Annotated in this window: 22 protein-coding genes and 1 riboswitch; of the genes, 3 read left to right on the plus strand and 19 right to left on the minus strand. The window is 63.4% G+C overall.

Annotation, left to right across the window (positions count from 1 at the left end; genetic code table 11):
- Nucleotides 1-6 precede the first annotated feature (6 nt).
- From CIC07_RS14445 to CIC07_RS25865, 11 genes are all read right to left on the minus strand, one after another.
- Nucleotides 7-1,065, minus strand: coding sequence for a TatD family hydrolase (locus CIC07_RS14445; protein WP_327205367.1), 1,059 nt, complete (start codon nucleotides 1,063-1,065; stop codon nucleotides 7-9).
- Entirely contained in the window at nucleotides 1,062-1,838 is a 777-nt protein-coding gene (locus tag CIC07_RS14450; RefSeq protein WP_076355203.1) for an ABC transporter ATP-binding protein, read from the minus strand. The genes CIC07_RS14445 and CIC07_RS14450 overlap by 4 nt, the downstream gene beginning before the upstream one ends.
- Nucleotides 1,835-2,611 (minus strand): ABC transporter permease, encoded by a 777-nt coding sequence (locus CIC07_RS14455; RefSeq protein WP_076355201.1) that lies wholly within the window; start codon nucleotides 2,609-2,611, stop codon nucleotides 1,835-1,837. The genes CIC07_RS14450 and CIC07_RS14455 overlap by 4 nt, the downstream gene beginning before the upstream one ends.
- A complete protein-coding gene (locus CIC07_RS14460) occupies nucleotides 2,601-2,903 on the minus strand; it encodes a thiamine-binding protein (RefSeq protein ID WP_048749819.1) in 303 nt (100 codons plus the stop codon). The genes CIC07_RS14455 and CIC07_RS14460 overlap by 11 nt, the downstream gene beginning before the upstream one ends.
- A 29-nt stretch (nucleotides 2,904-2,932) precedes the next feature.
- Nucleotides 2,933-3,994 carry an ABC transporter substrate-binding protein gene (locus CIC07_RS14465; RefSeq protein ID WP_083688079.1) on the minus strand — a complete coding sequence of 354 codons (1,062 nt, stop codon included), beginning with the start codon at nucleotides 3,992-3,994 and terminating at the stop codon, nucleotides 2,933-2,935.
- A gap of 142 nt (nucleotides 3,995-4,136) precedes the next feature.
- A riboswitch (TPP riboswitch) is annotated at nucleotides 4,137-4,245 on the minus strand.
- 75 nt (nucleotides 4,246-4,320) lie between these two features.
- Nucleotides 4,321-5,742, minus strand: coding sequence for a GerAB/ArcD/ProY family transporter (locus CIC07_RS14470; protein WP_076355199.1), 1,422 nt, complete (start codon nucleotides 5,740-5,742; stop codon nucleotides 4,321-4,323).
- Nucleotides 5,743-5,746: 4 nt separating this feature from the next.
- Complete coding sequence (locus CIC07_RS14475; RefSeq protein ID WP_076355197.1) at nucleotides 5,747-6,985, minus strand: Ger(x)C family spore germination protein; 1,239 nt, start codon at nucleotides 6,983-6,985, stop codon at nucleotides 5,747-5,749.
- On the minus strand, nucleotides 6,982-8,658 hold the full coding sequence (locus CIC07_RS14480) for a spore germination protein (protein WP_076355195.1): 1,677 nt from the start codon (nucleotides 8,656-8,658) through the stop codon (nucleotides 6,982-6,984). Before CIC07_RS14480 ends, CIC07_RS14475 begins: the two co-directional genes overlap by 4 nt.
- A gap of 106 nt (nucleotides 8,659-8,764) precedes the next feature.
- The gene (locus tag CIC07_RS14485) at nucleotides 8,765-9,403 is read right to left on the minus strand and encodes a pyroglutamyl-peptidase I (RefSeq protein ID WP_076355193.1); all 639 of its coding nucleotides are present in this window, start codon (nucleotides 9,401-9,403) and stop codon (nucleotides 8,765-8,767) included.
- A 113-nt stretch (nucleotides 9,404-9,516) separates the two neighbouring features.
- Nucleotides 9,517-9,705 (minus strand): hypothetical protein, encoded by a 189-nt coding sequence (locus CIC07_RS25860; RefSeq protein WP_442953334.1) that lies wholly within the window; start codon nucleotides 9,703-9,705, stop codon nucleotides 9,517-9,519.
- On the minus strand, nucleotides 9,689-10,006 hold the full coding sequence (locus tag CIC07_RS25865) for a hypothetical protein (protein WP_481855864.1): 318 nt from the start codon (nucleotides 10,004-10,006) through the stop codon (nucleotides 9,689-9,691). Before CIC07_RS25865 ends, CIC07_RS25860 begins: the two co-directional genes overlap by 17 nt.
- Nucleotides 10,007-10,177: 171 nt before the next feature.
- On the opposite strand from CIC07_RS25865, the gene CIC07_RS14495 reads away from it, so the two are divergent.
- Entirely contained in the window at nucleotides 10,178-11,104 is a 927-nt protein-coding gene (locus CIC07_RS14495; protein WP_327205366.1) for a zinc-dependent alcohol dehydrogenase family protein, read from the plus strand.
- Nucleotides 11,105-11,244: 140 nt separating this feature from the next.
- Here CIC07_RS14495 and CIC07_RS14500 read toward each other — a convergent pair whose 3' ends face one another.
- Together CIC07_RS14500 and CIC07_RS14505 are read right to left on the minus strand one after the other, a co-directional pair.
- Nucleotides 11,245-11,721, minus strand: a complete 477-nt coding sequence (locus CIC07_RS14500) for a YhjD family protein (RefSeq protein ID WP_076355189.1) — start codon at nucleotides 11,719-11,721, stop codon at nucleotides 11,245-11,247.
- Entirely contained in the window at nucleotides 11,718-12,971 is a 1,254-nt protein-coding gene (locus CIC07_RS14505) for a DNA polymerase IV (RefSeq protein ID WP_076355187.1), read from the minus strand. The genes CIC07_RS14500 and CIC07_RS14505 overlap by 4 nt, the downstream gene beginning before the upstream one ends.
- Nucleotides 12,972-13,323: 352 nt before the next feature.
- Between CIC07_RS14505 and CIC07_RS14510 the strand changes: the two genes are divergently transcribed.
- Nucleotides 13,324-15,249, plus strand: a complete 1,926-nt coding sequence (locus CIC07_RS14510; RefSeq protein WP_076355185.1) for a glycoside hydrolase family 13 protein — start codon at nucleotides 13,324-13,326, stop codon at nucleotides 15,247-15,249.
- 108 nt (nucleotides 15,250-15,357) lie between these two features.
- A complete protein-coding gene (locus tag CIC07_RS14515) occupies nucleotides 15,358-16,266 on the plus strand; it encodes a copper amine oxidase N-terminal domain-containing protein (RefSeq protein WP_076355183.1) in 909 nt (302 codons plus the stop codon).
- A 114-nt stretch (nucleotides 16,267-16,380) separates the two neighbouring features.
- On the opposite strand, the gene CIC07_RS14520 is transcribed toward CIC07_RS14515, so the two are convergent.
- From CIC07_RS14520 to CIC07_RS14545, 6 genes are all read right to left on the minus strand, one after another.
- Nucleotides 16,381-16,974 carry a YdeI/OmpD-associated family protein gene (locus CIC07_RS14520; protein ID WP_076355181.1) on the minus strand — a complete coding sequence of 198 codons (594 nt, stop codon included), beginning with the start codon at nucleotides 16,972-16,974 and terminating at the stop codon, nucleotides 16,381-16,383.
- A 368-nt stretch (nucleotides 16,975-17,342) separates the two neighbouring features.
- Nucleotides 17,343-17,714: an STAS/SEC14 domain-containing protein gene (locus CIC07_RS14525; RefSeq protein ID WP_076355177.1), complete on the minus strand. Its 372-nt coding sequence runs from the start codon at nucleotides 17,712-17,714 to the stop codon at nucleotides 17,343-17,345.
- Between the two features lie 139 nt (nucleotides 17,715-17,853).
- Nucleotides 17,854-20,247 (minus strand): hypothetical protein, encoded by a 2,394-nt coding sequence (locus tag CIC07_RS14530; protein ID WP_076355175.1) that lies wholly within the window; start codon nucleotides 20,245-20,247, stop codon nucleotides 17,854-17,856.
- A 90-nt stretch (nucleotides 20,248-20,337) separates the two neighbouring features.
- Entirely contained in the window at nucleotides 20,338-21,999 is a 1,662-nt protein-coding gene (locus tag CIC07_RS14535) for an extracellular solute-binding protein (protein ID WP_076355173.1), read from the minus strand.
- Between the two features lie 93 nt (nucleotides 22,000-22,092).
- On the minus strand, nucleotides 22,093-22,989 hold the full coding sequence (locus CIC07_RS14540) for a carbohydrate ABC transporter permease (protein WP_076355171.1): 897 nt from the start codon (nucleotides 22,987-22,989) through the stop codon (nucleotides 22,093-22,095).
- 23 nt (nucleotides 22,990-23,012) lie between these two features.
- Complete coding sequence (locus tag CIC07_RS14545; RefSeq protein WP_076355169.1) at nucleotides 23,013-23,930, minus strand: ABC transporter permease; 918 nt, start codon at nucleotides 23,928-23,930, stop codon at nucleotides 23,013-23,015.
- Nucleotides 23,931-24,051 lie beyond the last annotated feature (121 nt).

Genomic DNA, 24,051 nt, shown 5'->3' on the forward strand with positions numbered 1-24,051 from the left:
CGTGTCTCAGGAAAAATACAGCCGGCGCGCGTTCGCCGCCAACGCAAAGGCAGCCTCTCTCTCGTCCATCCCTCTCAGACGGGCGATTTCCCCGACCGACTCCCGCATCATGAGCGGATGGGTCGCCTGCCCGGCGAACGGCCCCTCGAACGGCCACGGACCGTCCGTCTCCGTCATGAGACGCTCCAGCGGGTACGAGACGGCAAGCGGGCGGATTTCCTCCTCGTAGAGCACATCCGGAGTGAGCGAGATGTAGAATCCGGCATCCGCGAGCATTCGCGTCACGGCCTCGTCTCCCTTGTACCAGTGGAAATGCGCGCGGGCGACGCCGAATTCCCGCAGCAGCTCCAGCGCCTTGGCGGCGTCCTCGTAGACGGCATGCAGAATGATGACTCGTCCGGTATCGGCGGCAAGGGAGACGAATTCCCGCAGGATGCGCAAATGCCCCGCGTCGTCGAATTTCCGTCCCGCCGCTTCGGCCTCCGTCCGCATGTAGTAAGGAAGGCCGACCTCGCCGATCGCGAACGCCTCCCCGGCTTCATGGCGCTCCCGGATCCAGGTCAGCAGCGCCTGCATCTCGGCCTCGTCCGGAAGCTCCTGCTCCGGATGCCAGCCGTAAGCCGGCATGATCCGGCCGGGATGCGCCCGGGCGAGCTCCCGCGTCCGCTTGGCGGAATCCAGATCCATGGACACGGCGACCGCCCCCGTCAGGCCGCCGCTGAACGACTGCTCCAGCATGCTCTGGAGCTCATCCGCGGCATACTGCTCCAGATGGATGTGGGTGTCGATGAGCGGCAGCCGGGCCCCGCTCATCGACGCCGCTTCATTCCGGCAGTCGGAGGCGTCGCCCCGGCTCTGCGGCGTCTGCGGAAGCCCCGGCTCCGAAGCGCTGCCGGGCAGCTCCAGCCGCGGCGCGTTCCCCGACGGCTCCAGCTCGGAGCGCTTCCAGGCAGCTCCAGCTGCGGTGCGTTCCCCGACGGCTCCAGCTTCGGAGCCCTTCACGGCAGCTCCAGCCGGCGGCGATGACGACTTTCCGGATCCAGCATCTGCTCCCAACGGGTTCATAGCGGCATATCCCCCTCTTCCAGGCTTCCGAGCGATTCATAGAGCGACTCCTTCAGCTCGCCGAATCGCGGATCGCTTCCCAGCTTTCCGCTGCGCGGGCGCGCAAACGGCACCTGGAGCTCCTGTACGACGACGGCCGGCGATGCCGACAGGACGAGAACGCGGTCGGACAGCAGCAGCGCCTCCTCGATGGAATGGGTGACGAACAGCACCGAGCGGCGCTCCTCCTCCCACAGCGACAGCAGCCAGCGCTGCATCCGCTGCCGGGTAAGCGCGTCGAGCGCTCCGAACGGCTCGTCGAGCAGCATGAGCGGCTGCGGGGACAGCAGGGCGCGCAAAAACGAGACGCGCTGCTGCATGCCGCCGGACAGCACATGCGGATACGAGCGGGCATAGGCCTCCAGACCGAGCCTGCGCAGTCCTTCCTCGGCAAGACGCTTCGCCCCGGCGCGGTCTCTGCCCGCGATGCGCAGCGCCAGCTCGATGTTGCCCTGGACCGTCCTCCAGGGCAGAAGCGCGGCCTGCTGCGGCATGTAGGCGGCGCGGCCGGCTCCATCCGTAGCCGGCTTCCCGGCGAGCATGATCTCGCCGGAGTCCGGCCGCTCCAGCCCCCCGATGAGGCTGAGCAGCGTCGTTTTGCCGCTGCCGGAAGGGCCGACGAGCGAGACGAACTCGCCTTCGCCCACAGTCAGGGACAGTCCGCCAAGCACTTCGATGACGCCGCCGCGGCCGGTGAACGACTTGCGCAGATTCCGGATTTCAAGCATGTTCATCGTCCTCCCTCCTTGCGCGGCCGCCAGGACAGCGCCAGCTTCTCCGCTCCTGCGACAGCTGCGAACAGCAGCAGGCTGAGCAGCACGACAAGCGCGACTCCGGCGAATACGAGCGAAGTTTTGAAGCCCTTGGAGGACAGCAGCATGAAGTAGCCGAGCCCCCGGTCGGAGCCGATCCACTCCGCCACGACCGCGCTCGTCACGCTGTACGAAGCGGCGATCTTGAGGCCGGAGAACAGCTGCGGCAGCGAGCCGGGCAGCTCCAGGCTGAGGAAGCGGCGCCAGCGCCCCGCTCCGATCATCCGCATGTACCGCTCCAGGCCCGGATCCGCTCCCTGGAGGCCGCCGAGCATCGCGACGCAGACGGGGAAAAAGCAGACGAGCATGACGAGCAGCAGCTTGGGCAGCAGCCCGAAGCCGAACCAGATGACGAGCAGAGGCCCGATCGCGATGACGGGAATGTTCTGCGACAGGACGAGCAGCGGATAGAAGCCCGACCTCATGAGCGGCAGCAGGTGCAGGACGGCTCCCAGCAGCAGGCCCGCGGCCGCGCCGCCGGCGAAGCCGAGCAGCGTCAGGCTCAAGGTCGCTCCGGTGTGCTCTGCCAGTCTCGGGCGGGCCGCCCAGGCATCGCGGGCGATATCGCTCGGGGCGGGCAGCAGCCACGCCTCCGTCCCGGACAGACGGACGGCCGCCTCCCACAAGAGCAGGAAGGCGGCCATGACGACGACCGGGGGCAGCAGAGCCCCCCATCGGATCGTTCTACTGTCCATCCGGGTATTTCTCCAGCAGCCGGTCCATCGAGGCGCCGTTCTCCGGGTTGTAGTAAATCTTCACCTGAGAGATGACGGACGGGCAGCCCATCGCCGCCATCTCCTTGCTCATCTCCGCGACGACGGCGAGCAGGCGCACGAGGTCGCCCTCCATCGTCGTCTCGAGCGGCGCGACACGGTACGGAACGCCGGCCTCCTTGATGATCTCGATCGCCCGGTCCACGTACGGAAGCACGCTTTCCCCGCCGGGCGTCGTCGGCAAAATCTGAATGCTTACGAGTGCATTGGCCATATCCGGTTCCCTCTCCCCGTCAGCCGGCATCAAGATGCCGGCAAGTAATCGTTCGTGAACGCCTTGGACAGATCCGGCAAGGTGCCCAGCAGCTTGTGCTCATGCATCCATTCGGCATAGTTCGTCCAGACCTCCGCCTTCTGCTCGCCCCAGCGCGGAGCGTCATCCTGATATTTGGGGCTCAGCCACTTCTGGCTGGCGCGCACGAGCTCCGGATTGAGGTCCGGAACGGCCTTGATCAGGATGTCCGCGGCGGCGGCGGGCTCGGAGATCGCGTAGGCATAGCCCTCGGAAGCTCCGGCCATGAATGCCTTCACCACATCAGGGCTTTCCTGGATCAGCTTCTCGCTCGTTTCCAGCACCGGCGTGTAATAATCCAGCTTTTTGCTGTAGTCGGTCAAGTACACCATGTTCAGCTTCTCCCCGCGCAGCTCCGCCTCTACCCCTGTCCAGGCGTAATAGATCCAGGCGAAGTCGATATTCCGCTTCACGGCGGTGAAAAAGTCCGCGTTGCCCATGTTGACGATCTTGACCTTGCCGACATCGGCGCCCTGCTCCTGCATGAGCGAGGAGATGACCTCCTGCTCGACCGGCGCTCCCCAGCCGCCGTAGGTTTTGCCCTCGAATGCTTTCGGGTCCTTGATGCCTTTGGCTTCCGGCGAAGCAAAGCCGGAAGTGTTGTGCTGGATGACGGCCGCCAGCGACACGAGCGGCAAGCCCTCGCTGCGGGCGAGCGTGATGTTCTCCTGGTAGCCGACGCCGAATTCAGCCTCCCCCTTGGCGACCAGCGTATCGGCGGCCGTCCCCTCCGGCGGCTGCACGATCTCGACGTCGAGGCCGTGGTTCAGGAAAAAGCCTTTGTCCCGGGCGACGTACAGCCCGGTATGATTCGTGTTCGGCGTCCAGTCGAGGACGACCTTCACTTTTTTGACCGGCGCGGCCGTGGCGGTGCCGGAAGGCGCCGGCGTCGCCGCGCCGCCGTTCCCGCTGCTTGCGCCGTTTCCGCTGCCGTTGCCGCAGCCTGCCAGCAGCGTCGCCAGAACAAGCGCGGCCAGCCCCGCTTTTTTGCCCATCTTGCTTGGAATGCCCATGTTGCTTCCCCTTCTTTCTCTCGCAGCCGTGAGCCCGGCCGAGCCCTGTCCGGAGCGCCAGCATGTCAGGGAATAAAAAAAGACGTCTCCCAAGGAAGACGTCTTCGTCACTTGAATCCATTTGCGCCCGAGGGCGGCAAAAGGCTCGGCTGACATGCGGTTCCTACGCTGGCATTATCCAGATCAGGTTTAACGGGTCGGGATGCTTCTCCCCTCTCAGCCGGCGTACGCCAGCTCCCCAGGCTCATTCGGTTGTCAATAGAGCCATTATAGCAGAGGAGCCTTTTATTGCAACCTTCCGTGTCGAAATTTGCGGGCGCGCGGCATCATGTAGAGCCGGCCTCCGGACTTTCCGAGCCTGAAGACGGCTTCTTGGCGCCGGAGTCGGCCGGCGCTCCGCGAGCCTTGTTTCGCCCGCCGTCCTTGCCGGCTTGCGAGCCTTGATCGGCGCCTTCCTGCCCGTCCTGGCCTCCGGCCTTGTTGGCGCTGTCATCGGCGCCTTCCTGCCCGTTCCCCGGCTGTCCGCCTCGGCCCGTCCCGGCGCCGCCGGCTGCCTTTCCGGCACCGCTTTGGCCGCCGCCGCTCTGGCCGCCGGCTCCGCGGCCCTTGGCCTGCCCGCCGGCTCCCGCCTTTCCGCCGCCCTGCCCCGCCTGCCGCTGCGCTTTCTTTTTGACCCAGCCGATTCCCATGACCAGCATGAGCAGCGGAAGCGCGATCTGGTAATAGGGACTGAATTTCAGGTAGACGGTCATGCCCGTCCATAAATGCTGCGACAGGACAGGCTCCAGGAGGCTCGCCGTGAAGATGAGCGGAGCCATGACGAGGGCGCCCGCCCGATAGGGAACTCCCCAGGCTGTCCGCAAAGCGATGACCGAACCGAAAAACAGTCCGGTCGCCTTGACGTACAGCCCGATGTACAGCAGCAGCGTCACGAGAATATCGAGCCGCTCCAGAAAGTTGAACAGCCGGATCTGCTCCACCGCCTCCAGCGTCGGAAGCTCGGCGAGCCGATACAGCTCCGGACCGAGCACCATGATCAGCACCATGTTGACCGCAATCAGGAACAGCGAGACGCCGGCATAGGCGCCATAAGACATCGCGCCCGTGGACGGAGAGCGCCTCGCATAGGTCCAGAACATCATCAGCACCATGACCTGTCCGAACGGAAACGACAGGATATCGGGAAACGCCGCGTGCAGGACAGGCCTGAAGCCATGCTCCAGCACGGGCCGCAGACGGTTGAGGTCGAGCAGGCCCGACGCCAGAAACAGCCCCAGAAGGGAAATGTAGCTGACGGCCAGCACCGGAATCAGCACTTGGTTGACCCGGAAAAACGCCTCTACTCCCTGCTTCGAGGTGTAGTAGACGATTCCCGTCAGGACCAGCATCGTGCACCACATCGGCGTCTGCGGCAGCAAGGTGGCGGAGATCAGCTCCCCGAAGTCGCGCACGTTGCGCATCGATTCCAGGGCGAAGACGACAGCCAGCGCCGCGCCGAGCAGGCCGCCGAGCAGCTTGCCGAAATGCAGCTTGTACAGTCCGGCCAGATTCGTATCGGGGGCCCGGTTGTAGAGCGCGCGGTAGACGAGCAGCAGGCAGAAGCCCGCGGCGGCGGCGATGCCGATCGCAATCCAGGAATCCTGTCCCGCCTCGGATCCGAGCTCGAACATCGGCGTGCTGCCGATGGTGAACAGCACGAGAAAGACGGCGATCTGCCCCGCGCTTACGCTTGCTTCCTTGGCTTTCATGCCCTCACTTCCTCTCCCGGCTGTCCTCGCTCGCCTGCTCGTAGGAGCGGTTGCTCCGGCCTGTCTTGATCAGTCCGACATCGACCCTGATCTCGGCTTTCATCTCGGGGTAGAGCCTGCCGTTCCACTCCGAAGCGATTCCTTTCCACGTGCGCGGATACTTCCGCCGCACCGCTTCGCCGATGCCGGCCACATCCGCCTTCAGTCTCTGGGAAGCTTTCAGTCCGTCCTCGATGTCGGATCGGACCTGCTGGCCGAGCAGGCGCTCGATGCCGGCAACCGCAGCCGGATCATGAAGATTTCCGCCGCATGTATACTCGAACAGGGTTGCGTCCGCCTCGACATTCGCCTGGAGCAGCCAGCCGTCTCCGCTCCGCGAGGGCTTCATCTTCGTCTTGAGCCCGGTGATCCGGGCGCTGTTGACCTTGGGCCCTCCTTCACGGCATGGAAAGGAGATCGTCGTCCCGGACACTTCGCTGCGCAGCCAGAGCAGGCCCCGGCTCTCATGCGTGCGGATCCAGCCGATCATATGGTCGTCCCGGAACAAGGCCAGCTTCTGCAGCCTCACCTTCGAAGGCGTCGACGTGTTCTTGTTCGCGTCCACGTTGCGCACGCCCTCGCCCGATCCGCTGATCGCGATGCCGGGAGCGGCGGAAGCGTGGAGAGGGCCGAGCAGCTGCAGCAGCATCGAATAGACGGTCTGGGGGCGGAAGTTGCCCCCGCTCTCTTTTTCCAGCGCGATCAGCTTCGTCAGGGCGGTGCCCGATATCCTCTCCATCGGAAGCAGCTGCTCCAGGATGGGCCGGGCTTCGCCCTCGGTCACGAACACCATGACCGTCTCCCGGGAATTGCCGTTGCGGAGATAGACGTCGAGCAAGCCGCCGATGCCCTTGCGGGCGGCGCGCTCGCCGATGACGACGACTTGGTTGTGCCCGAAGTAGAGGCTCCGGGACATCTCCTGCGTCGCCCGGGATACGGCGCCCCGCACGCTGTCTCCTTCCGTGGAGAAGACGTTGACCGGAGATTCCGTCGTGCTCGTGAAGCCGTTCTGGGAAGAGATGGCGCTTGGAATGACCAGCTGATAGCTGATTTTCCACTTTCCCTCCTCGGTGAGGTCGATGCCGGTCGCAGAGATGATGCCGAGCTCGTTGAGCTCCTTCCGGTCCCAGCAGCCGGCAAGCGGAAGGAGCAGCAGCGCCGCCGCCAGCAGCAGCGCCCAACGTCCGACGATGCCCCGGCTCATGAATTCTGGCGCTTGGGCTTGCCTCCGGGCTGCCTGCGCCTGCCTCCCTTCTGCGCGATGACCGGCCGTCTGACGAGGCTCCAGCGCGGCGCCCGGACGAACGTATCCTTCCATTCGCCTTTGACATACGGAGCGACCGGCTTGAGATAGGGCACGCCGAAGGAATACAGGCCGGCGAGGTGGATGATGACGAACAGATCGACCGAGATGATGCCGACAAAGCCGAGAATTCCCGCGCTGACCATGAGCAGGAAGCGGATCAGCCGCGCGGCGATGGCGATGTTGATCTGCGGAACGACGAAGTTGGAGATCGCCGTGAAGGCGACGATGATGACCATCGCCGCGGAGACCAGCCCCGCCTGCACGGCCGCCGTGCCGAGCACGAGCGCTCCTACGATGGAGATCGCCGGTCCGATGGCGCGCGGCATGCGGACCCCCGCCTCGCGCAGCACCTCGAAGGTCAGCTCCATCAGGAACGCTTCCACCAAGGCCGGGAAGGGGACCCCCTCGCGCTGCGCGGACAAGCCGATGAGCAGATTGCTCGGAAGCATTTCCTGATGGAAGGTCGTGATGGCGATATAGAGAGCCGGCAAATGCATGGAAATGAAAAAGGCCGCGATCCGGATCAGCCGCAGGAAGCTGGCGATGTCGAAGCGCTGATAATGGTCCTCCGGCGATTGGAAAAACCGGAAAAACGTCACGGGACCGAGCAGCACGTAAGGGCTGCCGTCGACCACGACCGCGAAATGTCCCTCCAGCAGCCCGGCTGCCGCCTGGTCGGGACGTTCCGTGTTGAGCACGGTCGGGAACGGGGTGAACGAGGAATCCTGGATGAACTCCTCGATGTAGCCGCTGTCCAGGACGCTGTCGATGTCGATGTCGTCCAGGCGACTGCGCGCCTCCTGCACGATCTCGGCATCCGCGATGCCGCTCATGTACAGCAGAGACACCTCCGTGCATGTCTCCCGCCCGATGCGCCGCGACTCCACCGTCAGCCTCTCCGAGCGGATGATTCTGCGGATGAGGCCGACATTCGTCTGGGCCGACTCCGTGAACGCATGCTGGGGTCCCCGGATGACCGTCTGGGCCGTCGGTTCGCCGACAGGGCGGGTTTCCCCGCCCGCAGCCTCCGCCGCCACGGCTTCGTCGCTGCCTTCGACGAGCAGCAGGCAGCAGCCGAGCAGCAGCGCGTCGAGCGCTCCTTCCAGCGTCCGCACCGGCTCCGTCAGGCCGGTGGAGATCACGTTCAGGCGCAGCCGCTGGATGCGCTCCTTGAGCCGGCCCCTTCCCTTGAAGCTGCCGGGCTCCGCTTCCTCCGCCGCCTGCAGCGGCTCAAGGACGTTCTTGCGGATCGCCTCCTCGTCCACGATTCCCTGCACATACAGCGCGGCCAGCTGGACGCCGGGCAGAGCCCCGCTGGACAGCAGCCGCAGGCGCAGGTCTCCGCTGTGATGGAACTGCATGCGGATCGCATGGGCGTTGGCGGCCAGCGACGGGCTCAGCGCGGTGGCCGTCTTCCTCCTTCCGAGAGGAGGGGGCTTCGGCGCGCCGCCGTTGCCGCCGCCGGCTCTTCCTTTGCCGTCCTTGCCGCCGCTTGCCCCGGCGCCCCCGCTGCTTTGGCTGCCGCTTGCGCTGTTTTCCGCCGAGCCGTTTCCGCTTTGGGCTGCAGACAAAACAAACCCCTCCCTTATCCAGAATGACCTTATTCTGGGCAGAGAGGGGCTTAATTATCCGTCCGCCCTCCTGGCGGGCTGCCGGCTTCAATCGGGATGCCGTTTTTCAGCTTCCTTCCTTCTGCCGCAAATTCGCTACGACCCCGATCATCGCCGTCAGCCCCTGCAGCATCATCTCCTGCGGCATGAACGGGACCGAAGGCTGCGCGGCCGCCATCTCCGCCGAGGCGGGAAAATGCACGAACCCGGCCAAGACCGGAAGTCCGAGGCTGCGGATGTGATGGAGCGCCCGGTACATCGTGTTGTTGCATATGTAGGTTCCGGCTGTATTGGAAATTTCGCAGGGGATGCCGAGCTCCGCCAGACGCTGCGTCATGGCGCGCACCGGCAGCGTGGAGAACAGTCCGTCCGGCCCCTCCTCGGCAATCGGCTCGTCGGAAGGCCGGGCGCCCCGGTTGTCGCCATGCGAACGGACCGGGACATCCTTGACGTTCACGGCGATCCGCTCCGGCGTAATGGCCGTGCGGCCCTTGGCCAGTCCGCATGCGATGACGGCATGAGGCTTGAACGCGTCCATCTCTCCGATGAGCCGGTCGCCGCATTCGTCGAAATGAACCGGAAGCAGCACCGTGCGAAGCTCCACGCCCTCGAGACGCTCCTCCTTCAGCTTCTCCATCAGCCAGCCGGTCGGATTGACGTCGTCGCCTCCGAACGGCTCGAAGCCGGATACCAGCACCTTGATCATATGCGCCCACTCTCCTTTTCTTTTCCATAGTAAGACATGCCGGCTCCGCAGGGAACCCGCACGGCCTCACATAGCCGCCCCGCGCATGCCCGATAGGATGCGCTCTTCGGCCGCTAATTCCTGATCCAGCCTTCAGCATGATCTTCCACAAAGCGAATTTCGTTCTCATCATGCGCCAGATGTCCCTCATCGACCATTTTTTGAAAGGCTGGATTCCCTTCGGCGGCACCGGTCTTCAATGTCTCGCATAGTGCCGTCAGGCGCTGAACGATCCACTTCGGCAAATCATCGGGTACAGGCATTCCATAGGATTCGAAAAACAGCCGAATTCTGCGGCGGCGTCCTTTCGTCCGACCACATGTACGGCTGAAGGTCGGGATAGCCGTTTCCTGGAACCTCTCCAGAAGCAAAGGTCAATATTTCACGATCGGAGGAATCGATTCCCAGAAATCTTGGCGCTCCCTCGAACCCTCGTTGCTCCAGCTGTCTCAGAAGCCGATGGACAGAAGGACTCCAATAGCCGGTCGGGCGGCGTACGGTGTCCGCCATGCGGACAATGTGATTGATATTGCCGCCTTTTAACACTTCCTCATCCTGAGCCACGCCATTTCGCCTCCCGCTTTTCACAAAGTACACGTATTGCAGCCGGCTTCATGATACACTAGATCCCAATGTTTATGGTATCGGTTTGATGAAAAAGCACAAAGGATGGGGCCTATGGAAGGACAAAGCATTTGTTTTCATGCATTCGGCGAACCGCAGGACGTCTTGGCCGTGGAACAGCGGACCGCTGCCCGCCTGGAGCCGGATGAGATTCTGGTGGAGATGATCGCCCGCCCGATCAATCCGTCGGACTTGATCCCGATCCGCGGCGCTTACCGGCACCGTATCCCGCTGCCGTGCATACCGGGCTATGAGGGCGTGGGATCCGTCATCGCGGTTGGCAGCAGAGTGCAGAAATCCATGCTGGGCAAGCGTGTATTGCCCCTTCGGGGAGAAGGGACCTGGCAGCAATACGTAAAGGCTTCTTCCTCCTTGTCTGTCGAGGTCCCCCATTTCATCCCGGATGATGATGCTTCCCGATCCTACATCAATCCTCTCACGGCATGGATCATTTGCAAGGAGCTTCTGGAGCGCTCCCCGGATTCCTTCTTGCTCGTCAATGCGTGCAGCTCTGCGATCGGACGGATTTTCGCCCAATTGTCGGCTGTTTTCGGATACAGGCTCATCGCCGTCGTGCGGAGCTCGGACTCTACGCAAGAACTGCTGCAATTAGGAGCGCGGCATGTGGTCGACGGTTCGGAGAGCGGAGTCTATGACACGGTGATGGACATAACGATGGGGCGGGGCGTCGCGGCCGCGATCGATTCCGTCGGCGGAGGAGAAGGCTATGATCTTGCGCGCGCTGTCCGGCGGGGCGGCCTTTTTGTGTCCATCGGGCTGCTGTCAGGGCTGCAAGTGGATTGGAAGCGAATCGCGATGGAGCTTGATGTCCGATCGAAACTGTTTCATCTGCGGCATTGGCTGCAAGGGATCTCCGTCGAGGAATGGCAACACTCCTTCCTGCAAATTTTCGCATTGCTTCGTCAAAAGCAGCTCGTCCTGGGAAATATTGAAGCGAGGTATCCTTTGGCCGAGATTGCAAAAGCGGTGCAGGCAGCCGAACGATCGGGACGGCAAGGGAAACTGCTGCTGACATGATGGAATCCATTCCGCGGATCAGCTCAACAGGCCAGGGTGTGCAATCCCGATCGAAGCGAAGTGAGCGCACACCCTGACGCAACAAAGGAGCCGTCTGCCCCGGGCAAACGGCTCCTTGCTTTGTCGCGCCTCATTCGGCTTCACTTCCCCGCTCCGCCCTTCAGCAGCTCGCCGATCTCCGTCGTGTAACGGGACAGCTGCCAGCTGATCTCCGAGCGCATGACCTCCCGCGTCATGCCGAAATGCTCCTCGTAGCCCCGGCAGTAATAGCGGTGGTACACGACCGAGTTCGACTGCTCCTCCGCGAGGATGCGGATGTTGCGCGCCTTGAGCTCCCGCCGCAGGGCGTACAGGTCCTGCATGATCCGGTCCAGCACCCGATGGCCCGCCATCCCGTACAGGCGCCGCATCAGATTGGACGAGTTCTCGAGCTCGGACAGGCTTTTCTGGACCATCTTCTCCATATGGGGCAGCAGGATGTAATCCCGGATCATGACGCGCTCCTCCGCCGTCGTCACCTTGGCCTCCCGGGCGGAATGCTGCCCGTCGTACTGCTCCACATGCTCTGTCAGCAGCATCTTGGACTTCCAGCGCTCGTTGCCGTCCAGCTTGCTCATTTGTAATGCCCCCCAATTTGTTCGGCCCGCTCGCGGGCCACGCCCGATTCCAGCAGCGAGGAAGCCCGCATGATGGCATCGGATCCGAACCGCTGCTTGATCCGGTCGATCGTCTTCTCCTTGCTGTACGCCCGGGTGCGGTCCTCGAACAGCGTCAGCTGCATGACGCTGTCATCCGTCAGTCCGGACAGGGAGATGTTCAGCCGGCCCACCGGCAGGCCGCTCCAATGCCGGACGAACAGCTCCCGCACCGCCGCGGCGACCTCATGCGTCAGCGAGGTCGGCTGGGGCAGCGTCAGCTGGCGGCTGAACCAGGACGAGCGCTCGCCGTCGGTCTCCATGGCGGCGACCGAGACGACCGAGCCCATGCAGCCATGCCGCCTCGTGCGCTGGCATACCTCCACGACGAGCTCCAGCAGCACGACCTCGATGTCCGGCAGATGGCGGTACAGCCGCCAGCGCAGCGCCTTGCCGTGGCTGACCGACTTGAGCTGATGGCGGATGCCGGTCACGACCGGGCTGGGATCGATCCCTCTCGCCGTCTGCCAGTAATAGCCCGCCTGGATGTCGCTCTGCTTGCCCATCTCCAGCCGCATCCGCCGCTTGAACTCGGAGAAGTCCAGCCGCGCGATGTCCCCGATCGTATTCAGCCCCATCCGCGTGAAATGCCGCGTCATCCGCGAGGCCACCATGAACATCTGGTGCACGGGCAGCGTCCACAGCGTCGACTCCAGCTTGCCGGGGTTCAGCTCGAAGACGCCCTCCGGGCTTTTCTTGGCGTAATTGTCCGTCGCCATCTTGGCGAGGATCTTGGTGGGGCCGATGCCGACCCTCGACCAGATGCCCGTGGACAGCTGGATATGGTTCTGGATATTGCGCGCCATCTCGTCCGGCGAGCCGTAGTAGCCTGCCGAGCCGGTCACGTCGAGGAACTGCTCGTCGATGCTGTAAGGCTCCACGAGATCGGTGTACGTCTCGAATATCTTCGTGATGAACAGGGACACTTCGATATACATGGCCATCCGCGGCCGGATGACGACCAGCTCCGGGCAGTGGGCCAGCGCCTCGCCGACCCGCGAGGCCGTCGTCACGCCGCGGGCCTTGGCCATCGGGCAGGCGGCCAGCACGATGCCGTTCATCCGGGACGGGTCGCCCACGGCAACCGGCTTGTCGTGATATTCGGGATGCGCCGCCTTCTCTACCGAAGCGTAGAACGACTGGCAGTCTGCCAGCATGATCACTCTCTCCACCGGGCACCTCCTGTTCTGCGGGAGCGGGCTCGCGGAGACTTCCCCTCTCCCTGCCGATCGAATGTATGTTCGCATCTTGCTCTAGACGTATTATATACCGAATGTATGTTCCCTATGCAAGGAGAAAAATCATCCAGCCGCCGAAGCCGCGCCGCGGCTGGGAGGACGACGTCCGGCGGCCTTGAGGCGGAGGCTGCCGGACGCTCCGGACTCGCGCTTCCGCTTGCCGGAGGCGCGGCCCTCTCCCTTGTTTGGAAGGCGGAGCAGGATGGTATTTTATGTCTGAAGCCGGATGGCCGCCGCCGATCGGGGCCGGCCTCCGGCGCAACCAGATGATCAAGGAGAGATGACGATGCTGCGGGAAGCGGTCTATCACCGGCCCAAGCTGAATTGGGCCTATGCGTATGACACGGAGACAGTGCATCTGCGCCTGCGCACGAAGCGCGGCGACATCGACCGGGTGCAGGCGGTAGCCGGCGACAAGTACGGATGGGAGCAGACCGCAACGGACATCGAGCTGCGCGTGTTCGCCAGCGACGCCATGTTCGATTACTGGGAGGCGGCGGTCATCCCCGCCTTCCGCCGCCTCCGCTACGCCTTCAGGCTCCATTCCGGCGGGCAGACGCTCTATATGACCGAAGCAGGCTTCGTCGAGGAGCTTCCCGACAATCCGCCGGCGCTGTTCGAGTTCCCCTATTTGAACGCCGCGGATGTGTTCGAGCCCCCCGCCTGGGTGAAGGACGCGGTATTCTATCAGATCTTCCCCGAACGGTTCGCGAACGGCGACCCGTCCCTCGATCCGGAAGGAACGCTGCCCTGGGGAGGGGAGCCTTCCGAGGAAAGCTTTTTCGGAGGAGACCTCCAGGGAGTGATGGACCGGCTGGACCATCTGACGGAGCTCGGCGTGAACGCGATTTATTTCACGCCCGTGTTCGAGGCCGAGACCAACCATAAGTACGACACGCAGGATTACATGCGGGTCGACCGCAGCTTCGGCACCAACGCCAAGCTGAAGGAGCTCGTGGACCTCTGCCATGCGCGAGGGATACGCGTGCTGCTGGACGCCGTCTTCAACCATTGCGGGCAATCGTTCGCGCCGTTCGCGGATGCGCTGGAGAACGGGGAACGCTCCCGTTATGCCGGGTGGTTCCACAGGCGTCCATGGCCGAGCGGCAGCGGCGGCTCCTCCCCCTACGAGACCTACGCTTTCGAGCCGCTCATGCCCAAGCTGAACACGGCTCATCCCGAGGTCAGGAAGTACCTGCTGGAGGTCGCTCGGTACTGGATCGAGGAGATCGGCATCGACGGCTGGCGCCTGGACGTGGCCAACGAGGTCGATCACCGGTTCTGGCGCGAATTCCGCCTGGCCGTCAAGGAGGCCAGACCCGATGCGTACATTCTCGGCGAAATCTGGCATGATTCCATGATGTGGCTGCAGGGCGACCAGTTCGACGCCGTCATGAACTACCCGTTTTCCAGCGCCGTGCTGGAATTCTTCGCCCAGGAGGACATCGGCGCCGGCGAATTCGCCGATGCGATCGGCCGCCAGCTGGCCGCCTACCCGCGCCAGGCGACCGAGGCGGCGTTCAATCTGCTCGGCAGCCACGACACGCCGCGCCTGCTGACGATATGCGGCGGCAGCGTCCCCAGGATGAAGCTGGCCGCCCTGTTCCTGCTCGCTTATCCCGGGGCGCCCTGCATCTACTACGGCGACGAGGTCGGCCTCGACGGCGACGGGGATCCCGGCTGCCGCAAATGCATGGAATGGGATGCCGGCCGGCAGAACGCCGACCTGCTCGCCTTTTACAAGGCCGCCATCGCCCTGCGCCGCTCCTCTCCCGCGCTGCGGAGCGCCGGACTCCGCTTCCTGCAGGCGGATCCGGGCGAAGGCGCTCTCGCCTACGAGCGCGCGGGCGGCGGACAGCGCCTGCTCATCGCGATGAACGCCCGCGGCGAGACGGCGAGCCTGCGGTTCGGCGCGGCGCCTCCGCACGGCAGCGATGCCGCTCAGCCCCTCTCCTTCCGCGGGTTCGGCGAGCCGGGCGAATCCGCGTCCTCCAGCCCTTCGCCCGGACAAGCCGTCCGCCCTGAAGCCGCCTCGCCGACGCTCCCGGCCGCTCCGTCCGGGACGGATTCCGCCGGGCGGAATCCCGCTTGGAGGACGCTCCTCTCCAGCTTCGAGGAACGCGGTTCCATCCGGACGGAAGCCGACGGCCTGCTTGCCGTCGAGCTTCCGCCCTACGGCTTTGTCGTCCTCGAGGCGGCGGAGGCCGGTTGAGGAGCGGGCTTCTCCTCCGGCTCCGGCGCGGGATCATTCTTTTTTGAAACATTTCCCTTTCATTCCCGTCCGTTATACGGACACTCATTCGAAAGCGAGGGAAACCAAATGAAAGCTGTCAAAGCCATGAAAGCCGCAGCGGCTGCGGCGCTGATCGCGGGAGCGGTCCTGCCGGGCAGCGGCGTGGCCGAAGCGAAAGCGGCGGCTCCCGCCCCTCTCCTCTTCATCGACGGGCAGGCCCAACCGTCCGCCCTCAGCTTGGGCGGGCGCATGCTGCTCCAGCTCCGCTCCCTCCAGGATCCGGACTGGCTGACCTACTCGTACGATGCCAAGACGCGCACCGTGCGGGCCGCCAGCAAGGACAACAGCAAGGTCATCGAGCTGAAGGAGGGCTCCAGGACGGCAATCGTCGACGGCAAGCCGGTTCCGCTCGACGTCTCCATCGTCATCCGGGACGGCAAAACCTATGTGCCGGTCCGGTTCGTAAGCGAGAGCATGGGGGCTTATGTCGCCTACGACAGCGCCAAGAGCCGCACCATCGTCCGGACGCCGAACGGGCAAAGGAAGTACGACGCGCTCATGGGCGGCGATCTCGCCGCGGCCCGCCAGGCTGCGATCGCCCTTAAAGCCCTCTCGCTGAAGGACCCGCTGGCTGCGGAGGGCGAGGGCTTCTCCGTCACCTACAGCTTCCCGGCAGGCGAGGCTCTGCGCTACGAGATGGTGTACAAGCAGCTGCTCTCCTCGGTTGTCATCGACGCGGATGGAATCGCTCAGACCGTCTATCAGAGGAGCGAGATCTACGGCCAGCCGCCCAAGGAAAAGGGAACCAAGCCGAAAAGCATCGCTCCCGGCTACTATTTCACGGACAATGTCATGGCCGGTTATATGTATTACGGCTCCATCGATTCCAATGGCGACGCCAAGGAGCTCGACGCCATCGAGCGCGCCAGCCATCCGGAGTACAAGAACAAGCTCATCGTCCCGATTGACGGGGAAAAGCGCACCGACGGAAAATAACTCTTCGCAAGCAAAAAAAGAGCGTGTCCCTCCTTCGGAAGGGACGGCGCTCTTTTCACTTTTCGGCCAGGCCGCCGAGGAAAGCCTCCAGCGCCCGGGAAATCCAGCTGGTTATCACTTCTTGGGATAGATCCGTTCCCCGCGCTCAAGCATGTCGGCAAACGCGAGGATACGGGCCGCGCGCGTCTCCGGCTTTTTGGCCTGATGGACGCGATACAGCATTCCATACCGGTTCCGGCTGTCCAGCCCGGCGAAAAAATCCCGGGCCGCGGGCCGCCGCTCCAGCTCCGCCGCGAAATCCTCCGGCAGCTCCATGCCGCTCTGGCTGTCGTAAGCCTTGTCCCATGAGCCGCTGCGGCGGGCTTCGTCGACCGCCTCCAGGCCGGGCGGCTGCATCCGCCCTTCGGCGATGAGCCGCTCCGCCTTGTCGCGGTTGATCCGCGACCAGACGCTCCCGGAGCGGCGCGGCGTGAAATGCTGCAGCCAGCTGTCCTCGTCCGCCTTCTCCTTGCGGCTGTCGATCCACCCCCAGCGCAAGGCGCATTCCAGAGCCGCCTCGTAAGCAATCGAATGGTCCGCGGCTCCTTTTTTGGCGATCCTCAGCCTGATTCCGGACGAATCCCCGTGGAACTCTTCCAGCCAGGCGTCGAATCGAGCCGCATCGGCGAACGTCAGGATCGGCTTTCCTGGTCCGTTTGGTTTCGGCATGCCTGCCCCTCCTTTTCCAAGTCGTAATCGAATGTCAATCCAAACGTCCCGCAGCCATCTCTTCACGGCCGTCTCTGGGGAACGGGAGCCGTCCAGGCCGCTCTTGCTTTCACAGAATCCCCTCCAGCCCTATCATGCCATAAAATTTTCCAGCAGGATAGGCGGCGCAGCCTTCCGCTCCCGCGCCGCTGAGGATGGACGCACACCGCCGCCGGGCGATGCGGCCAGCGCCTTCCGTCTCGGCCAGGAATAAAAAACCAGGCCCGAGCGCTCCACGGAGCGAACGGGCCTGGTTCGGATATTTCTTCTTCGCCATCCGCCGATTCAAGACTGGATCTCCGCAAGGGCCGCTTCGCCTTTCCCGTCGATCAGGCTTTTTCAGTCAAATATTGAAGCGCCTCTTCATAGGAGGACCAATGCGTTTCGGTCGAGTGCTGGGATTCGGCAGCCGTGCGGCGCAGCTGAAGCTCGCTGATCTTGCTGGCGACGACAACAGCAGCCGCGCTCAAGCCCGCAGCCTTGATGTCGCGCTGATGCTCCACCAGCCGCTCCCGTGCCGCTGGATTGAAGGCCTTCATCTCCCGCATGTCGACGATAAGGCTGAAATCGTCCATCCCCTCGTCCTTCACCATTTGCAGCAGCTGGGAATTGATGGCGTCGACTTCTTCGGGAGCCACATTGCCGTCCCAGACGATTTCCAGAATACGCTTGGCCTTATGAATGATTTTGACGGAACTCATAATCCACCTCTTGAATGAATTTACTCTACCGACTTCTTTATTAACGGAAGATCCGGCTCAAATTCTTAGGTCTTTTTGCCTAGAGAATTAAAAAAAACGAAAGCCGCCTTCCCGGGGAAAGGCGGCTTCTCCTTATTCATCAAACCCATTCCATCGTGATCCGGACGCCGGACGGACGGCCGGGATGCCGCAGAAGCAGCGTCGACGATGCCGAATCGAACACGGTCTCCACGGAAAGCTCATCGGCCTCTACGGCCGCATCCCGGCCGGATAAGCCCGCGGAGGAGCCGGATGTTTCCCCGGACGCTCCGGCATCGGCCGGCTCAGCCGAAACCCGGGCCGGGCTGGAAGGGACCCGCAGCCTTGTGCTCACCAGGATGCCGGCCGGCGACTCCGACACATAGGAGAAGCAGGAGCCTTCCCGGCGCTCGTCCCGGATGCGCGACGAGCTGACGAGCAGTGCCGCCCCGCAGCCGCCGGCCTCTCCGGCCTCACGGCTCCCTCCCTCCGGCGCAGAGCCCGCAGAAGCTTCGGCGCATGTTCCGGCATAGCTCAAGTCATAGAGCAGGCAATCCTCGCCCGGCGCCAGCTCGACCCGCCGCAGAACGGGCAGGTCGGCCTCGAACAGATCGATGAAGCCGCCTTGAAGCACCGTCTGCGCGGCCTTCTTCTCCGTCGCGAAGACGGCAGCCGTTTCCGTTGTTTCCGTTGTTTCCGTTGTCTCCGCTTCGTCCAGCGCATGCGCGATCACATACGGGCCGCGCTGGATGCGCAGAACGCCGCTTTCCCTGTACGCATCCGCTTCTCCGCGCAGCTCCAGCGCGCGCCGGATCAAGGCGAGCACCTTCTCTGCGCCTTCCGGAGAACGGGACAGCTCGGCCGGATGGCGGTTCAGATGCAGGACCGCTCCGTCCCCCACGGCATGCTCGCCTTCCTCCGGGTCTCGTCCGAGCCCCATCGATTCGAACAGATGCTCCTCCGGACGCTCATATACCCGGCTGCCTGCGCCGCGGTTCCACCATTCCCTGACGCCGTGATAGGGATCCGAGCCGTCGCCGGCGTAGATCAGCACGCCGCCCTCGCGCACCCACTGGCCAAGCGCCTGATGGATGCCGGGATGCTCCGGCTTCATGAATTCATAGCTCAGCAGCAGCACGCGGTAGCCCTCCAGATAACCGGGGAAGGTCAGCATATTGTCCAGCTGGACAGGACGGAGAGGAATGCCCTTCTTCACCGGCGGCAGCGCCAGCCCGTAGAACGCCGACCAGTCGAGCAGCTCCTGCTGCCGCTCCGTCAGGCCGTCTGCCGCTGCGGTGCCGTCATAATTGAAGCCCTCTTCCTCCTCCCCCTCCGCCAGAACGTCTCCGCGCTGGTACATGGCCGAGTTGGCGAGGCAGAGCCCGATGCCTCCCGTCCGGGCAGCCCATTCCCCGTCGGCCCCGGAAACCTCGTTGTGGTTGTGCATGTCGCGCAGCGCGTTCATGACCGTCAGCAGAACGGTGGCGTACCCGCCGGGAATCGTCTCCTTGCCCTTCCCGTCCTCGGTCGGGTAGGGAAGCTCGAACACCCGCCAAGGCCAAGGACAGACCTCGTACCGGCTGACTCCGGGATGTAGCAGCGAGGCGGTTACCGTCGCCCGATAGTTGCGGCGGTAGTCGCTCCAGCTGTAGCGCGGATTGTCCTCGATCGGATCGTGCAGGAACCACATCTCCCGCCCTGTTCCGCGCGTAAGCTCCTGCATGATGCCGTACTCCAGATACGCCGTCTCGAAAGTCCGCTCGCGGCGGACTCCCTTGTAGACGTTGGCCGTGCGCGCCGTTCCGGTCCAGATCTGGGCGATGAAGCCGTCGCAGGACGGCATCGAGACGAGCAGCGCCTCGGGACTGACGATCCGCCACTGCGTGTAGTTGATCAGGCTGTGCGTCGGCACGTAGAACCGGACCCGCCGTCCGTAGGCGACGAGGGAGTATTCCTTCATCTCGCTGCAGATCCGGTCGAGAGCGCGGTAATACATCGCCGCCTTCAGCTTGGAGGCGCGGTACTGGGCATCCGGCGAGGAATGCGGCTCCTGCCACTCCGTTCCGTAATGGTTCAGCCACTCCCGCTTGAACGCTCCCTCGTAGCCCGCCTGCGCCCAGAACTCCGGCTCCTCCAGATGAATCGCCTCGACGCCGCAGTCGATCGCCTTCCTGATATGCGCGGCCAGGTAGTCGGCGAAAGAGATCGTCGGCACCATGTACGGCACATCCTTGCCATGCAGCAGATGGCCGCCGGAGCGCTCCGTCTGCGCTTCATCCCAATGCTCCCGGCCGTCGAAGCGGCCGTACAGATAATCCTGGTACTCTCCCCAAGAGACGCCGGTCATGAGATGGATCCTGTAGCCGGCTTTTTTCCACCCTTCGATCCGCCGCGGCAGATCCTCCGAGATGCCGTACACCATGACGAAATCGGTGCGCAGATCGTACTTCGGCCCGTAGGGACGGGATTCCTGGAATCCCGTCCATTCCTGCCTTTCCTGCCCGTTCCGGTTCAAATGCGTCCGTCCCCTTTCCCGTTCGGTCTCAAGCTCGCCCGCAGCCTTCCCCTTGCGGCTCCGGCCTCCCCGCAGCCTTGCGGACCAGCGTCAGTTCGGCATCGCCAGCTTGACGACTTCCTTGCCCTTGAGGTTGTCGTTCACGTACTTGATCGCCTCCGGATAGCCGGTCTTGTTCAGCTGGTCGCGCAGCGCGCCGATGACCTTGAGCGCCGCGTCGTCGGACTTGGTGAAGATCGCTTCCTTCCACACGTCCCCGATCTGATCCATGGACGGCTTGAGCGCCTCCCACTGAGGCGACTTGGCCATGACGTCTCCCGGGTTGTAGGCCGAGATGACCGAGATGCCGTTCGGACGCAAAATCTTGCGCGCATTGTCCATCTTGGAGATCCGGTCCTGATCCGCCCAGATGTCGCCTCCGAGAGTGTTCGTGCGGTCCTGGCCGGTCATGTCCTCGTAGCCGATGGCGAAGCCTTCGTTCTTCTTGGCCTTGCCCGTCGTGTCGCCGGCGAACTTGTCGAAGTAGTCCGGCTTGGCGACGGGCTTGCCGTCCACCATGTCGTAATGGACCCCTTCCACGCCGTAATGGACCAGCCTGAAGCCTTCGTCCGAGGCGAGGAAGTCAAGCAGCTTCAGCGCGGCGTCGACGTTTTTGCATGCCTTGGTGATGACGGTCACGTTGTTGCCCTGGATGCCCAGATCGACCGGACGATCCGGCTCGGCGCCGGCCCGCTCCAGCGGGCCTACCGGGACATAGTCGGTTCCCGGATGCGCTTTCACATAATCCTTGGAGGCGTCGATGATCGCGGGCAGATGCGCGGCCAGGACGGCGATGCGCCCTTGCTTGATCTTCTCGTTGGCGATCGGGTCGGTCTGCGTGAACGCCTCCGGATCGAGCAGCCCCTCGGAGATGAGCTTGCGGTAGTACAGCGTGTAATCCTCGTAAGGCTTGGTGAAGAACACATGCTCAAGCGTGCCGTCGCCCTTGTCGACGTAATCGGAGCCGTAGAACATCGTGCTGCCGATGCCGACGGCCCAGCCGCTGTGGAAGCCGCCGAGCGGGATGACCGGCATTCCGTTCTCCTTCAGTCCCGCATCCTTGATTTTCTTGAGGAAATTGTACATGTCGTCCTTCGTCTTGACCGACTGCGGATCGATGCCGACCTTCTCGGCGATGTCCTTGCGCACGTAGAAGCCGTACAGCCAGTCCATGGCGTCCTTGTCGGTCGAAGGCTGGTTCTGGTACATCATGTACTTCTTGTCGCCGAATGCTCCGATCGCCTTGTCGTACAGGGCGGGCGGCACGTTCTCCTTGGCGATCGCCTTGGCGAGGTTCGGGTAGTTGCCCAGCTTGCCGGAGATGTCGACGAGCTGGTCCTCATTGGCCGCCTTGATGATGCCGTCCAGCTCCCCGCCCCAGGCCGGTCCCGTGTAGATGTCCGGCAGATCCTGCGTCGCGAAGATCTGGTTCACCTTCTCGACCTCGCTGCCTTTGGTGTAATCCATCTTCACCTTGACGCCGGTCTTCTCCTCGATCGCCTTGGCGACGGGCGTCGGATCGACATCCCCGGTGCCGGATCCGTTCCAGTTGTGCAAAATCTTCAGCGTCACTTCCTTGCCCGAGCCGCCGTCCCCGCCGCCATTGCCCGCTGCCGCATCGTTGCCTCCGCCGTTGCTGCAGCCGATGAGCGTGCCGCCCATCACCGCCGCCGCTAGCAGCGCCGCCGCAGCCTTCGTCCGCTTGTTCCTCATGGTAACCCCTCCGATATTCGTAAGTGGTATATGATAAAGTCCCTTCCCGGCCGGCCGGCTTGAGCCCGATCCGCCGGCTGCGGGACGTTTACCCTAGCCTTTGACCGAGCCCATCATGACGCCCTTGACGAAGTATTTCTGCAGAAACGGATAGATGCACAGGATCGGGAACACGGTGATGACCAGCAGCGCCATCCGCAGCGATTCCGGCGTCGCTCCCGCCACGTTGACGTTCATCGTCTGGCCGCCCTGCTGGGCCGCCCGCTGCATGGAGGACGACAGCGCTTCCGCTTCGGTGAGCATCTGCTGAAGCAGCGTCTGGACGGGAATGAGGCTCTTGTCGGAGACGTAGTAGGCCCCGCTGAACCAGTCGTTCCAGTGGGAGACGCCGATGAAGAGCGAGATCGTCGCCAGCACCGGTCCCGACAGAGGGAGAATGATCCTCAGGAAGATCTGGAAGTCGCCGTAGCCGTCGATGCGGGCCGACTCCTCCAGCTCCTCCGGAATTCCTTGCAGGAACGTGCGGATGATGACGATGTGGAAGAAGCTGAACAGCATCGGAATGACGTAGACCCAGAAGCTGTTGATGAGATGGAGCTTCTGGAGCGTGATGAAGTAGGGGATGAAGCCCGCGCTGAAGATCGTCGGCAGGAAAATATAGAAGGTGAAGAACGTCCGGCCGGGCAGCGTCTTCTTGGAGAGCGCGTAGGCCATCAGCGTGCACAGCGTCACATGCAGGAACGTGCCGAGCAGCGTCCGCAGCAGCGTGATCTTGTAGGCCTGCCAGATCTTGGCGTTGTCGAAGATCTGCGCGTAGTTGTCGAGCGTGAACTGGCGGGGGTAGAAGTAGAGCGCCCCCATCATGGAATCTTTGCCGTCGTTCAGCGAGTAGACGAGAATATAGATGAACGGGTAGATCATCGACAGCCCGAACAGCGTCAGGACGGTGTAGTTGAACACGCTGAAGAGGGAGAATTTGCGCCTTCCCATGTTGAGCGGAGCCTCCTTTCGGATTAGAAAAGGGATACGTCGCTGACCTTGCGGGCGATCCGGTTGACGGTCAGGATCAGCACGAGCGCGATGAAGCTCTGGAACAAGCCGACCGCGGCCGCATAGCTGAGCCGTCCTTCGCCGATGCCGGCGCTGATGACATGCACGTCGAGCACGCTGCCGATGGCGGCGGTCGCCGGCCCGTTCAGCAGCAGCAGCTGCTCGTAGCCCGCGCTCATGAGGCTGCCGGTGGCGAGGATGAACAGGATGACCGCGATGTTGCGGACGCCCGGCAGCGTGACATGCCAGATCTGGCGGAACCGGCCCGCGCCGTCGATCCTCGCCGCCTCGTACAGCTGCTGGTCGATGCCGGCGATGGCGGCCATGTAGATGATGGAGTTCCAGCCGATGTTCTTCCATACGTCGGAGCCGACGATGATCTGGTAGAACCAGGTGGTGTTGTTGAGGAACTGGACAGGGTCCTTCAAGGCCCCGGAGGAGAGGAGCAGATCGTTGACCGGACCGCCGTAAGGAGTGAGCAGGCGCTGCATGAGCGTCACGACGACGACCCAGGAGACGAAGTAAGGCAGATAAGAAAGCGTTTGCAAAGTTTTCTTGAATTTAAGGATCCGAACCTCGTTGAGCAGGATCGCCAGCAGGATCGGCATCGCGAATCCGATCAGCAGCTTGAGGCCGCTGATGAGCAGCGTGTTGCGGATCAGCTGGCTGGACTGGTAGTAATCGAAAAATTGATGGAAGTATTTCAGGCCGGCCCACGGGCTGCCGGTAAAGCCGCCGGAAAACCGGAAATCGCGGAAGGCGACTTGAATGCCGTAAAGAGGAACGTAGGAGAACAGGAAAAACCAGACGATGCCGGGCAGCATGAACAGATAGAACAGCTTGTGCCGCCAGATCCGCTTCAGCAGCGGGTTAGCCATCATGGGATTCAACCTCCTTGTCGGGTTGGGGAACGGCCGGATCGGACGGCGCCTGCTGTCGTTCGGCAGGCGCCGCGTCTCCGGTGAGTCGGTTCGGGGGAAGCCGCGGCTTCGCAGAATGGGG

The organism is Paenibacillus sp. RUD330, from assembly GCF_002243345.2.
GTDB lineage: Bacteria > Bacillota > Bacilli > Paenibacillales > Paenibacillaceae > Paenibacillus_O.

Bases quoted from the DNA above. Each gene is read 5' to 3' on its own strand.
- CIC07_RS14540 (WP_076355171.1), bottom strand. From the start codon at position 22,989: ATGGGAAGGCGCAAATTCTCCCTCTTCAGCGTGTTCAACTACACCGTC.
- CIC07_RS14510 (WP_076355185.1), top strand. From the start codon at position 13,324: ATGCTGCGGGAAGCGGTCTATCACCGGCCCAAGCTGAATTGGGCCTAT.
- CIC07_RS14450 (WP_076355203.1), bottom strand. From the start codon at position 1,838: ATGAACATGCTTGAAATCCGGAATCTGCGCAAGTCGTTCACCGGCCGC.
- CIC07_RS14535 (WP_076355173.1), bottom strand. From the start codon at position 21,999: ATGAGGAACAAGCGGACGAAGGCTGCGGCGGCGCTGCTAGCGGCGGCG.
- CIC07_RS14520 (WP_076355181.1), bottom strand. From the start codon at position 16,974: ATGCCGAAACCAAACGGACCAGGAAAGCCGATCCTGACGTTCGCCGAT.
- CIC07_RS14445 (WP_327205367.1), bottom strand. From the start codon at position 1,065: ATGAACCCGTTGGGAGCAGATGCTGGATCCGGAAAGTCGTCATCGCCG.
- CIC07_RS14470 (WP_076355199.1), bottom strand. From the start codon at position 5,742: ATGAAAGCCAAGGAAGCAAGCGTAAGCGCGGGGCAGATCGCCGTCTTT.
- CIC07_RS14515 (WP_076355183.1), top strand. From the start codon at position 15,358: ATGAAAGCTGTCAAAGCCATGAAAGCCGCAGCGGCTGCGGCGCTGATC.
- CIC07_RS14525 (WP_076355177.1), bottom strand. From the start codon at position 17,714: ATGAGTTCCGTCAAAATCATTCATAAGGCCAAGCGTATTCTGGAAATC.
- CIC07_RS14455 (WP_076355201.1), bottom strand. From the start codon at position 2,611: ATGGACAGTAGAACGATCCGATGGGGGGCTCTGCTGCCCCCGGTCGTC.
- CIC07_RS14545 (WP_076355169.1), bottom strand. From the start codon at position 23,930: ATGATGGCTAACCCGCTGCTGAAGCGGATCTGGCGGCACAAGCTGTTC.
- CIC07_RS14485 (WP_076355193.1), bottom strand. From the start codon at position 9,403: ATGATCAAGGTGCTGGTATCCGGCTTCGAGCCGTTCGGAGGCGACGAC.
- CIC07_RS14465 (WP_083688079.1), bottom strand. From the start codon at position 3,994: ATGGGCATTCCAAGCAAGATGGGCAAAAAAGCGGGGCTGGCCGCGCTT.
- CIC07_RS14475 (WP_076355197.1), bottom strand. From the start codon at position 6,985: ATGAGCCGGGGCATCGTCGGACGTTGGGCGCTGCTGCTGGCGGCGGCG.
- CIC07_RS14500 (WP_076355189.1), bottom strand. From the start codon at position 11,721: ATGAGCAAGCTGGACGGCAACGAGCGCTGGAAGTCCAAGATGCTGCTG.
- CIC07_RS25860 (WP_442953334.1), bottom strand. From the start codon at position 9,705: ATGCCTGTACCCGATGATTTGCCGAAGTGGATCGTTCAGCGCCTGACG.
- CIC07_RS14460 (WP_048749819.1), bottom strand. From the start codon at position 2,903: ATGGCCAATGCACTCGTAAGCATTCAGATTTTGCCGACGACGCCCGGC.